The sequence below is a fragment of the Halobacillus sp. GSS1 genome (genome assembly GCF_017307035.1).
GTDB classification, from domain to species: domain Bacteria; phylum Bacillota; class Bacilli; order Bacillales; family Halobacillaceae; genus Halobacillus; species Halobacillus litoralis.
This window is the reverse complement of the sequence record NZ_JAFLHE010000001.1, coordinates 906,622-918,980: the sequence shown is the minus strand read 5'-3', so window position 1 is coordinate 918,980 and position 12,359 is coordinate 906,622. Positions and strand designations below refer to the sequence as shown.

At 44.7% G+C, this 12,359-nt stretch carries 11 protein-coding genes; 9 read left to right on the top strand and 2 right to left on the bottom strand.

Annotated features, from left to right (window positions below):
* The first annotated feature begins 2 nt into the window (after positions 1–2).
* The 9 genes from mce (at position 3) to J0K78_RS04820 (ending at position 9,933) form a co-directional block, all read left to right on the top strand.
* Positions 3–824 carry a methylmalonyl-CoA epimerase gene (gene mce, locus J0K78_RS04860; protein WP_370551059.1) on the top strand — a complete coding sequence of 274 codons (822 nt, stop codon included), beginning with the start codon at positions 3–5 and terminating at the stop codon, positions 822–824.
* Entirely contained in the window at positions 800–2,374 is a 1,575-nt protein-coding gene (locus J0K78_RS04855; RefSeq protein WP_202412501.1) for an acyl-CoA carboxylase subunit beta, read from the top strand. The genes mce and J0K78_RS04855 overlap by 25 nt, the downstream gene beginning before the upstream one ends.
* A 71-nt stretch (positions 2,375–2,445) precedes the next feature.
* Positions 2,446–3,570, top strand: coding sequence for a M20/M25/M40 family metallo-hydrolase (locus tag J0K78_RS04850; protein WP_206945648.1), 1,125 nt, complete (start codon positions 2,446–2,448; stop codon positions 3,568–3,570).
* A gap of 705 nt (positions 3,571–4,275) precedes the next feature.
* The gene (locus J0K78_RS04845) at positions 4,276–5,523 is read left to right on the top strand and encodes a DNA polymerase IV (protein WP_206945647.1); all 1,248 of its coding nucleotides are present in this window, start codon (positions 4,276–4,278) and stop codon (positions 5,521–5,523) included.
* A gap of 59 nt (positions 5,524–5,582) precedes the next feature.
* Positions 5,583–5,711, top strand: coding sequence for a YpzI family protein (locus J0K78_RS04840; RefSeq protein ID WP_089651799.1), 129 nt, complete (start codon positions 5,583–5,585; stop codon positions 5,709–5,711).
* Between the two features lie 18 nt (positions 5,712–5,729).
* Positions 5,730–5,879 carry a small acid-soluble spore protein P gene (locus J0K78_RS04835; RefSeq protein ID WP_089651800.1) on the top strand — a complete coding sequence of 50 codons (150 nt, stop codon included), beginning with the start codon at positions 5,730–5,732 and terminating at the stop codon, positions 5,877–5,879.
* Positions 5,880–6,002: 123 nt separating this feature from the next.
* Complete coding sequence (locus J0K78_RS04830; RefSeq protein WP_089651888.1) at positions 6,003–6,227, top strand: DUF3892 domain-containing protein; 225 nt, start codon at positions 6,003–6,005, stop codon at positions 6,225–6,227.
* A 770-nt stretch (positions 6,228–6,997) separates the two neighbouring features.
* Positions 6,998–7,699 carry an ABC transporter ATP-binding protein gene (locus J0K78_RS04825; RefSeq protein WP_206945646.1) on the top strand — a complete coding sequence of 234 codons (702 nt, stop codon included), beginning with the start codon at positions 6,998–7,000 and terminating at the stop codon, positions 7,697–7,699.
* On the top strand, positions 7,696–9,933 hold the full coding sequence (locus J0K78_RS04820) for an ABC transporter permease (protein ID WP_206945645.1): 2,238 nt from the start codon (positions 7,696–7,698) through the stop codon (positions 9,931–9,933). The genes J0K78_RS04825 and J0K78_RS04820 overlap by 4 nt, the downstream gene beginning before the upstream one ends.
* Positions 9,934–10,028: 95 nt before the next feature.
* Here the strand turns inward: J0K78_RS04820 and J0K78_RS04815 are convergent, their stop codons facing one another.
* Positions 10,029–11,390, bottom strand: coding sequence for an aldehyde dehydrogenase (locus J0K78_RS04815; protein WP_206945644.1), 1,362 nt, complete (start codon positions 11,388–11,390; stop codon positions 10,029–10,031).
* Between the two features lie 15 nt (positions 11,391–11,405).
* Positions 11,406–12,329, bottom strand: a complete 924-nt coding sequence (rnz, locus tag J0K78_RS04810; RefSeq protein WP_206945643.1) for a ribonuclease Z — start codon at positions 12,327–12,329, stop codon at positions 11,406–11,408.
* Between the last annotated feature and the right edge of the window lie 30 nt (positions 12,330–12,359).

Sequence of the window (12,359 nt, the reverse complement as noted above, 5' to 3'; positions counted from 1 at the left end):
GGATGATGAGGTTGAAACCAATACGTGTACTTATAGCGAAACCAGGGTTGGACGGACATGACAGAGGTGCTTTAATCATCGCCCAGGCGCTCAGAGACCATGGCATGGAAGTTATTTATACAGGACTGCGGCAATCCGCCATTCAAATTGCAAGAGCCGCCATTCAGGAAGACGTGGATGTCGTCGGACTTTCTTCTCTTTCCGGTGCTCATAAATCATTGTTTCCAAAAGTGGTCCAAGCACTGGAAGAACAAGGGGCTTCGGACATTCCCGTCATTGGAGGCGGAGTTATACCTGCAGAAGATATTCCTTTTCTTGAGGAAAAAGGAGTCAATAAAATCTTCACCAGTGGGTCCCCGACAGATGCAATCGCTATTTACATTAAGCAGCTCCTTAACAAAGAAACCATAGAGGCACCGAAGAGAATCGCTCATATCGGTATAGCTGTGGAAAGCATAGATGCAGCACTGCCTTTTTACCAGCATAACCTTCAGTTGGAACTTGAAGCTGTTGAAGTCGTGGAATCTGAGCAGGTCCGCGTGGCTTTTCTGAAAATTGGTGAAACGATGTTTGAATTGCTGGAGCCACTGAGTGACGAGTCGCCTATTCGATCGTTTTTAACGAAAAAAGGAGAAGGTGTCCATCATATTGCTTTGGAAGTGGACGATCTTACGAAGCGTTTGAATCAGTATAAAGAACAAGGAGTACGTCTCATTCACGAACAGCCAAAACAGGGCGCACATGACAGTCAGATCGCCTTTCTGCATCCGAAAGCAGGAAATGGTGTCCTGTTTGAACTATGCCAGTATGGAGGGGAGGAGTAACCGTGGATATTTTTGATAAAATCAATGAACTCTATGATAAACGCCGCCAAGTTGAATTAGGAGGTGGAGATGAACGGATTGACAAACAGCACGATAAGGGGAAGTGGACAGCAAGGGAACGCATCGAACACCTGTTGGATGAGGAGTCCTTCATTGAGCTGAATCCATTTATTGAACACCGGCATGATGCCTTTGGGATGGATGGAAAGTCTGCCCCGGGTGAAGGGGTCGTGACAGGGTTTGGTAAAATTCATGGACGTGATGTGTATTTGTTCGCTCAGGACTTCACGGTGTACGGTGGAGCCCTAGGGGAAATGCACGCGAAAAAAATTGCTGCAGTCATGGACCTTGCTGCGAAAAATGGAACCCCGTTCATTGGATTGAACGATTCCGGAGGAGCTCGTATCCAGGAAGGGGTATCTTCCTTAGACGGTTATGGACAAGTCTTTTATCGTAATTCTATTTATTCTGGCGTCATCCCACAAATATCGGTCATTATGGGGCCATGTGCTGGAGGAGCCGTTTACTCTCCAGCCATCACTGATTTCGTCATCATGGTAGAGAAGACATCGCAAATGTTTATTACCGGTCCGAAAGTCATTGAAACCGTTACTGGTGAGCAGATTTCCGCAGAAGATTTGGGAGGTGCCGGTGTTCATAATTCTTTGAGTGGGAATGCTCACTTGAAAACTCCTGATGAAGCCTCTGCTTTGGATGCCGTCCGGGATCTTGTCAGTTACCTGCCTCAGAACAATGAAGAACTGACACCTGAAGTAGAAGTTGAGCTTGATGATGACTTCAGACCTGACATCACAGATAAAATTCCTTTTGATCCGATCCGTCCTTACGACGTGCGTATCGTTATCGATGAGTTTGTTGACGAGGATTCATTCTTCGAAATTCATAAGGACTTTGCAAAGAATATTGTTGTAGGATTTGCGCGTCTGCAGGGGAAGACCGTGGGACTTGTTTGTAATCAACCGAAGTACATGGCCGGCGGACTTGATATCGACTCCAGTGATAAAGCAGCCCGCTTCATTCGGACGTGTGATTCCTTTAATATCCCTCTCATTACATTTGAAGATGTGACTGGTTTCTTCCCTGGCATCAAACAGGAACATGGAGGAATCATCCGTCACGGTGCGAAAATTTTATACGCTTACTCCGAAGCCACTGTGCCGAAACTGACGGTTATTACTAGAAAAGCGTACGGTGGAGCCTATGTCGCGTTGAACAGTAAATCGATTGGAGCGGACCTCGTCTATGCGTGGCCAAACGCGGAAATTGCCGTTATGGGTCCAGAAGGAGCGGCGAATATCATTTTTGCAAAAGAAATCAAAGAAAGCGATACACCAGAAGAAACGCGCCAAAATAAAATCAATGAGTACAGGGAACGCTTCGCAAACCCTTACGTTGCAGCGGGACTTGGGATGATCGATGATGTCATCGATCCAAGAGAAACGCGTTCTACATTGATTAAAGCTTTGGACATGCTGAAAAATAAACAGGAAGACCGTCCTTATAAAAAGCATGGCAACATCCCTCTATAATTGACACAGTCCACTCGTTCCGCTAACGTACTAAGAGGAATGTGTTTACATATTGAAGGAGGCAAATATAGATGGTAGCCATTAACAAAGAACGCTTACTGAATGAATTTCTGGAATTGGTTCAAATCGATTCAGAAACAACCCAGGAAGCTGAAATCGCTAAAGTACTAAAGAAAAAATTCCAGGACTTGGGTTTAGAAGTGCTTGAAGATGATGCAGCCTCGATTACAGGTCATGGGGCAAACAACCTTATTTGTTATCTAGAAGGATCTAAAAAGGACGCAGAACCGATTTATTTTACTTCTCACATGGATACAGTGGTACCAGGGAATGGGGTTAAACCTTCCATTGAAGATGGTTATATCGTGACCGATGGTACTACAATCCTTGGAGCGGATGACAAAGCGGGAGTCGCTGCAATCCTTGAAGCGATCCGTTCTCTTCAAGAACAAAACATTGAGCATGGAGACCTGCAGTTCGTAATCACTGTTGGAGAAGAAAGCGGTCTTGTCGGCGCTAAGGCTCTTGATGCTTCCATGCTCAAGGCAAAATACGGGTATGCCCTTGATAGTGATGGACAAGTCGGCAATATTATCGTAGCGGCTCCTACACAAGCGAAAATTAATGCGATCGTAAAAGGGAAGACAGCTCATGCAGGAGTTGCTCCTGAAAAAGGCATTTCAGCGATCACACTCGCTTCCCGAGCAATTGCTAAAATGCCGCTTGGGCGGATCGATGACGAAACAACAGCGAACATCGGCCGCTTTGAAGGTGGTCAGAAAACGAATATTGTATGTGATCACGTCGAGGTCTTAGCTGAAGCTCGTTCCCTCAATCCTGAAAAAATGGAAGCGCAAGTAGAAAAAATGAAAAAAGCGTTCCAGGAAACAGCGGAAGAAATGGGTGGCGAAGTCGAACTTGATGTCGAAATCATGTATCCTGGCTTTAAGCAACAGGCGGGAGATCAAGTCGTAGAAGTCGCACGTTCTGCTGCGAAGCGAATCGGTCGTGAAAGTGAACTATTAACAAGTGGCGGCGGCAGTGATGCCAATGTCATCGCAGGTCACGGCGTTCCTACGGTAAACTTGAGTGTAGGATATGAGGAAATTCATACAACTAACGAGCGTATGCCTGTCAGCGAACTTGAGAAAATTACAGAGTTCGTAACAGCGATCGTTGAAGAAGTCGCACAATAATAAGCCAGGACTCCCTGAATTTCAGGGAGTCTTTTTTATGAACTACTATTGAGGTATTACACATAAGCTCCCTATTCTTGAATACTCAGTTTCGAGACTTCTGTTGGGTGGATTGGGGCTGCGGGGAATAGCTCGCTTTCCGCGGGAGCGCGGTGAGCCTCCTCGGACTGCGTCCTGTGGGGTCTCACCAAGCACTTTTATCCCGCAGGAGTCTCGCCATTCCCCTCCGCCCCTTTGCTATATAACTATCTCGAAACCACTTTCCAACCTTCAGCTTTTCAGTTTGATGGGAGTACCCTAAAAGCTTGTTACAGAGCGTTTTATGCCTACAACAATCGGGATAGAGGAAGACCTTCCAACTTGGCAAAGGGGTTCGTTTTCCCTTTTATCGAATGGGGTGGTTGGGAAGCTGCGAGACTCCCGTGGGAGAAAGGAGATCGGCGAGATCCCGCAGGGCGTAGCCCGAGGAAGCTTGCCACTCCCCCACAGGAAAGCGAGTAGCTTCCCAGCCACCCCTGACGCTCAACCCGGGCAACGAACCCCGGAAAGTCTCGAAACTGAGTCTTACACAATCCTGCCAGTTAGCTTAATAATACGATGATGAGTTTTATGAGTTAGACAAACAATAATTGAAGCGTTTATGAACAATAACAAAGCGTGTCATGATATAATAGAGAACAAATGTTCCAATGGAGGAAGAACGTTATGCAGTCCAAATGGTATCCAAAAAAAGGCCGCGTCATTTTTCATGTTGATATGAACAGTTTCTATGCATCTGTGGAAGCAGCCTTTGATCCATCCTTGAAAGGGAAGCCGCTTGCCATTGCAGGAAATCCTGAAGAAAGGCGCGGGATCATTGTCACAAGCAGCTATGAAGCCCGCAAATATGGGGTCAAAACGACGATGCCTTTAGGAGAGGCCAGAAGGTTGTGCCCTGAACTTGTTGTTATGGGACCGACGTTTGAACGATATCGTACAGCATCCAAAGAAATGTTTAAAGTGTTGGCTGATGTGACACCGCTCGTTCAGCCGGTATCAATAGACGAAGGTTATATGGATATAACCGACTGCGCAGAGCAAGGTTCACCTCCGGAAATAGCCGAGCGGATACAAAAGCGGATTTATGACGAGCTCGATCTGCCTTGCAGTATTGGGATCGCTCCTAATAAATTTTTGGCAAAAATGGCTTCTGATATGAAAAAGCCTATGGGAATTACGATCTTACGGAAAAGAGATCTTGAAACAAAATTATGGCCTTTACCGATAGAAGAAATGTACGGAGTGGGAGCGAAAACAGCAGAGAAATTAAGGAAAATGGGCATTGAGAACATTGGTGGATTAGCTGAGCACTCTGTTCTTGAATTAAAGGGTGTTCTTGGAATCAATGGAGAGCGGCTGAAAAACAGGGCGAATGGAATCGATGACCGTCCTGTCGATCCTGATGCGGTTCATGAATTTAAAAGTATCGGGACATCTACAACCCTTCCTGAGGATACAACCGATGATACAGAGGTACAAAGCGTCATACGCAGGCTTTCGAATAAAGTGGAAGCACGGATGAAGAATAAAAAGGTTCTTGCAAGGAATGTACAGGTGATGATCCGCTACCATGACCGGAAAACAGTGACACGCAGTCGGCAATTGCAGGAATTCATCCATTCATCAGAAGATCTCTTTCAAGTGGCGATGCAGTTGTTCGATGATCACTGGAATCAGCAGCCTGTTCGTCTCCTGGGTGTTACTGCAAGCGATCTTGCGGAGAAATCAGAAGTTAGTCAGCAATTAGATCTATTTAATTTTGAACAATATGCCAGTAAAGAAAACTTGTATAAAACGATTGATGATCTAACGGAAAAATACGGAAAAAACCTTTTTCGAGACCTTAGTAATCCGACCAATCCTCAGGTGAATACAAGCTTTCAAAAGGATTTTCTCGACGATTTTAAAAAATGATTCCCAGGCATAGCCTTCTTTCTCTTTTCCATACTAAAAGAGAAGGGAGGCGTTTTTAAATGGGTAGAGATCGACAAGAGAAAAAATTGAAAAAATCCGGAAGAGTGGAGTCCGACCGTGATCAGCGCCTAAGTTATCCAGGTGCGACCGCGATGGAGGGGCCAGAAGCAGCTCGTAAACGCAGATAATCAAGGAGGCGGATTTTTATGGGTAGACGCATGGGACCGAAACAACAGGAACAACCGAATTTGCCTCTTGGGCCTAAACAAGCATACGGAGAACCGGCTCAAGGTTCTCATAAAGTGAAAAACAGACAACATTCACGTCAGAAGCAAAAATCTTCTCACGATATGTAAGATAGAAAAGGCAGCCATTTCAGCTGCCTTTTTTATTTATGATAACATCCAATAATCCCCACAGATTGATACTCATATTATCTAGGTTCCTGGACAAAATAATGGTTGAGGAGGTTGAGAATGATGCCAGAACGAATTGTCGCCGTTAGAAAAAACGGGCAAGGAAGCATTGTTGAAATGCAGCTGTCGTCAGGACAAGTGATCGATTATAAGCGAGCACATGAAATGGCGCGCAGTGGTGAACTGGAACACGTGAACCTCATTCGAGGTAAAGATGGAGAAGACCATCTGCGCAGTGAACCGGATGGCATTCAATCCAACAACTTGGACAACCTTCCATCTTTTTAAGAGAGAACCCAGGCAAAGCCTTGCGCTTGCCTGGGTTTTCTTTTGTTTTATTAAAGCTCCCTATTCTTGAAGGCTCAGTTTCGAGATGTTGGTGTGATTCTAGGGGCTTCGGGAAAAGGTTCGTCTTGCTCCATCGTCCAGACACTCGCGTCATAAGCAGAACAGCAACGGAATGAAAAACACATTCCGTTGCTGTTCTGCTTATGCCAGTCATGTCTACCAGGACGATTCCGCATTTGAACACTTTCCATGGGGCGGGCGGTGAGCCTCCTCAGGCTACGCCTTCCGGGGTCTCACCTGTCCCACACGTCCCATAAGAGTCTCACCGTTTCCCTCCCCCCCTTTACCTTATAAATGTCTCGAAACAACTCGAGATTAGAAACCTTATTTAAATGTAAAGGGGTAATGCGCTCTGGATCAGCCTTTTCGTACTTTGGAGGTGTTCTAATTATCCACTTCCCTCAACCATACAAGCTGATTTTTTAAGTAGTAGTTTCGAGTATCTTCTTTGGTAAGTGGGCGGAGGCTCATCGCGCTCCCGCGGAAAGCGAGTTATTCCCCGTAGCCCCATCCACTCAACAAACGTCTCGAAACTGAATCTTCCACAATCCTGCCATTATCTTCAATAGAAATAGTAAGCGTGATGATAAATAATGAAATATATACATATAAATATTTCAAAAAGTTATTGACTTCTTTTTTTATTGAGGTACACTAAAAATGAAATAAATGATGTATTTCATTACAAAACTTTTATTGGAGATGATGAAATGACTATCTTCGCAAACCGAGTCAATAAAACGTATCAGAGCGGAGAAGTGAAAGTTGAGGCACTGCGCCAGGCTTCATTAGAGGTACCAGATAAGAAAATCGTGACGATTCTCGGACCTTCAGGGTCAGGGAAATCAACATTATTAAATGTGATTGGGGGAATCGACCGTTACGATTCAGGATCAATCCAAGTAGGAGACACGGCCCTCGATCAACTGAAGGATCGCCAGCTCACGGATTACCGCCGGAAGTTCGTTGGCTTCATTTTTCAACAGTACAATTTAATACCGACACTGACCGTTGAAGAAAATGTGGAGGTCGGACGGGAATTGAGTCAGCAACCGCTTGATATGAAAGATATCTTAGAAAAGGTAGGGATGTGGGATAAGAAAGATAAATTCCCTTCTCAACTGAGCGGGGGTGAACAACAGCGTGTCGCAATCGCGAGAGCACTGATTAAGAACCCGCAGATTTTACTCTGTGATGAACCGACAGGAGCTCTGGATGAAGAAACGGGAAAAAATATTTTGAAGTTGTTGAAATTCGTTAATGAGCAGTATGGAACGACAGTTTTGATCATCACTCATAACCAGGGGATTGGCGAGATGGCTCATTCGGTTATCCGAATGAAAAGCGGTGAAATTGTGGATTCCTATGAAAACGAAAATCCTGTCCCTCCAGAGAAGGTGACCTGGTCATGATTTTAAAGAAATCTGTGTACCGCACTTTAAAGGAAAAGAAATTCCAATATGCCGGGGTGGCTGTTCTTCTTTTACTAGCAGTTATGCTTTATGTGTCCTTATCCATGGCCATCACGACTCTGGAATCAAGAAATGAAACATTTACGGAAGACTACAGACAGGAAAGCTTTCATTTTGTAGCTGGAGGGGATGTGACTGATGAACAGCTTTCTTTATGGGAAGATGAGTACAATGTCGTTTTAGAAAAACGGAATTATGCAGATTTTGAGATCGATGATTCGACATTACGTACATTCACGACTACTGACACAGTTAACATTCCTTACATCGCTGAAGGGAAAGCACCGTCGAACGATCAAGAACTGGCTATTTCCAAAGTGTTTGCTGAGAAACATCAATATCAGCTGGGTGATGTCATAACACTGGGTGATCGTGAGTTTGAAATTACAGGATTCGTTTACTTGCCTGATTACATTTATATGGTCGAACAAATGACGGATTTGTTAGCGGATGCTGAGAAATTCGGAGTCGCCGTCGTTTCCGGTTCCGATTTTTCAGAGGTGAATGGACAGACACAGATCTTAGGGTGGACAGATGATGGAGCTGTGCCCGAGGGGCTTAGGGAAGCGGTGAGTGCAGAAACGTCTCTTTTGCAATTTGTTCATTCAGAAGATAATCCACGCATTGGGTTTGTGGAAACAGAAATCCAAGGCGCTAAGAGCATGACGACAACATTGCCATTGTTCATTCTTGCTCTCTCTATTGCCATGGTGCTGATGCTCATGAAGCGACGGATGGAAATGCAGAGAAAAGAAATCGGCACGCTTATGGCCCTTGGGTATCGTAAGAAAGAATTGGTCCGTCATTATTTAGGTTATGCCTGGGTGATCGGATTAGCAGGCACAGTCGGTGGTTTAGCTGCAGGTGCTGGCCTGTCTGTACCGCTTTCGAACTTGTATGCGAACTATTTTAACTTACCTTCTCTATCCATGTTTGACTGGAATCCTTTCGTTCTTGTAATAGGATTTGTCCTTCCTTTATTGCTTTTGATCTTACTCACGACCTTCGTTATTAATCGGACATTGCGTACAGAACCGCTGACGCTTCTTAGACCGAAGGAGATGTCCAGTGGGAAAAAATCCTGGCTGGAAAAACTTCCGCTTTTGCAAAAAGGAGGTTTTATCCGCAGGTTCCGGTTGAGGTTACTGGTGAGAAATAAAGCGAGAAGTTTGTATATCTTTATTGGAGTGATGTTTTCAACCGTTTTATTATTGTTCGGGTTCATTACTTTTAATAGCATGGACCAGCTTGTAGAAACGACGTATAAGGATATTTTGAAATACGACTATGCGGTCCATTATCAATCATTAATGACGGAAGAAACGGATGAAGAACAAAGTCCTTTTACAATGAACGAACTTGGTGTTGTTGATGAAGATGTGAAAATCACGGCATACGGAATGGAAAAAGAGAATCGATATATTCAGTTAAGTGCTGACGGGGAAAGTCTTGAATCGCAAATATCTGAAGGAGCGATTATCAGTGCTCCTTTAGCTGCTGTACTTGGTGTGGGGGAAGGAGATGACATCAACCTCGAGAACTCATTGAACTCAGAGACGATGAGGGTGGAAGTCGCTGCCGTTGCTGACCTTTATATTGGGAATAACTTGTACCTTCCGCGTGTTGAATTGAATGACTTTCTAGGTTTCCCCGATGAAGGATATACAGGTACATGGCAGAAACAATCTCCAGAAAACAGAGGAAATATTTATATGGTAGAAGATAAACAGAAGGCTATAGACAGTTTTGAATCGACAACAGGAGCAACCAGAGCGTCTGTTGCCGGCATGGCTGTATTTGCTGTATTGATTGGTGTAATTGTTCTTACTTTGCTCACCAATTTAATCGTTGAGGAAAACTCACCTTCCATATCGTTGTTTAAAGTGATGGGCTATCATGACAAAGAAGTATCCAAACTTGTTTTAAGTGTGTACACTCCTATCGTTTTAATAGCCTATTTTGTGTCCATACCTCTGGCGAGTTTGAGTTTGGAGCAAACGATGAATACATTAGTTCAAGAGACTGGTTTTCTTATGCCGACAGATGTAACATGGTGGATGGTCGTGACAGGCTTCATTGTGATCATGCTTACGTATTGGCTCTCTCTTGGGCTATCGAAACGAAAGTTGAAGGATGTATCTTTACAGGAATCATTGAAAAAGCAACAAGACTAGAGAAAAAGGACAGCGGCCCGGCCCGCTGTCCTTTTTCGCGCGCAAGAAAGCCGAGACGCGCATAGAAAAAAGCGAGCGTAATGCTCGCTTGTTTTCTAACCAAAGAATTTCTTTAGCACCGCAAGACCAAGTTGGGATCCTGGATAACGGAAGTTTTGATCGAAACGGGTCGTTTGTTTTGTGATGCTTTTCTCGTGCGTAAAGGTATCAAAGCTTCGTCTGCCATGATAGCTGCCCATACCGCTCTCGCCAACGCCTCCAAATGGGAGGTGTGGATTGATGATATGGTAAAGGGTATCGTTGATGCATCCACCGCCGAATGAGATGGAGTTAAGGATGCGCTGCTGTTCGACTTCGTTTTCCCCGAAATAATAGAGGGCAAGTGGCTTAGGACGACTGTTGATTTTCTCAATCGCTTCATCAAGGTCATGGTAAGTCAGGACAGGAAGCACAGGTCCGAAGATCTCATCTTTCATAACCTGATCCTCCCAGGACACCTGGTCGAGAATGGTAGGCGCGATTTTGTGTTTGGATTCATCCAAAGAACCGCCAACCACGACCGTTCCCGAATCAAGGTAAGAAGACACGCGTTCGAAGTGCGTTTGGTTCACGATTTTGGTGTACTCTTCATTGTTCAAAGGATCCTCTCCGTAAAACTGGTGGATGTACTTTTTCATGGCACGGATTAAGTCTGCTTTCACCTCATGGTGCACATAAAGGTAATCAGGTGCAATACAAGTTTGACCTGCATTAGTGAATTTACCCCATACAATCCGTTTCGCTGCAAGGTCGATGTTCGCATCTTTGTGAACAATCGTCGGGCTCTTTCCTCCAAGTTCCAGTGTGACCGGGATGAGCTGTTTGCTCGCTTTCTCCATAACGATTTTACCGACAGGGACGCTCCCGGTGAAGAAGATATAGTCTAATGGTTGTTCAAGCAGCCCCTGGGTCACCTCTTTATCGCCTTCGATTACGGCAATATAGTGAGGAGGAAAGTACTGTTCAATCATTTTTTTCAACACCCATGAAACGGTAGGTGTTAGTTCGGATGGTTTGATGATGACCGTATTGCCTGCTGCAATTGCGCCGATTACCGGAGCAAGGGCTAGCTGGACAGGATAGTTCCAAGGGGCAATGACCAATACCGTGCCATAGGGTTCTTTTCGAATGAAGTTTTTTGAGCCTGTATGGGTAAGTGGGGTCTTCACTTTAGTCGGCTGCATCCATGTTTTCAACTGTTTCACATGATGATCGATCTCACTTTTCAAAAAGGCGATTTCAGATGCGTACGCTTCATATTCCGATTTGTTCATATCGAATTTCAATGCATTGAGAATCGGTTTCTCAAAGGTCGTCAACATCTTCTTCATTTTTAACAGCTGTTCTTTTCGGAAAGCATAGCTTTTTGTATGTCCTTCCTGGAACCATGATTTTTGTTGCTTGACCGTTGTGTACATACAGCTCCTCCTTCGTTAAGTACGTTTAATGGGATGTTGATAAAAATCGTATGCAATCGTGGTGTTTGGGAATAAATTCCGTGCTTCTTCCAGGAGCTCCTCCACGGAATCTCCCTGGTACCTTGAAGAGACGTGATTAAGAATCAGTTCCCCAACATTTGCGTTCTTTGCAAGGGTAGCGGCTTGTTTGACGGTGGAATGAAAATAATCATAAGCCATCTTTTCCTCATCTCCAGCAAATGTGGCTTCGTGGACGAGAACATCGCTATCTCTCAAGACCTCTTCAAGATGCGGAAGGTAGCGTGTGTCTCCCAATATGGCGACTTTACGTCCCTTTTTAGGCGGCCCGATGACATCTTTGCGTGTGATGATTCTTCCATCTTCCAGGACCGTCCGTGGTTGATTCTTGATTTTTTGATAAACAGGTCCTGGTTTGACCCCCAGCGCCTTCAGCTTTTCCGGCTGAAGTTCACCTAGCTGATCTTTTTCTTTAAGGATATATCCATAGCTTTCAAGTCCATGTTCAAGTTTGACGGCTTCAACGACAAACTGTTCGTCTTCGAAGAGTTCTCCTTCTTCCACTTCTTCAATGTAAAGGGGGTAGCGAAGGTGCGTTCCGCTCAATTCGAGACTGATATCAATGTAATCTTTTAACCCGCGCGGCCCGTAAACGGTTACAGGTGTTTCACCACCTTGGAATGAACGGCTGCTCAATAAGCCTGGCAGTCCGTAAATGTGATCCCCGTGAAGGTGAGTGATAAAAATCACTTCAATTCGTCGCGGTCGTATGTTTGTATTCAATATTTGCTGTTGTGTGCCTTCTCCACAGTCAAAAACCCAAGTCGTTCCTCGCTCTTCAAGAAGGCGGAGGACAAGGGAGGAGACATTTCTTTCTTTTGATGGGACACCAGATCCCGTACCTAAAAAAAATAGTTCCATTGCCAACACTCTCCTACACTTATCATGATA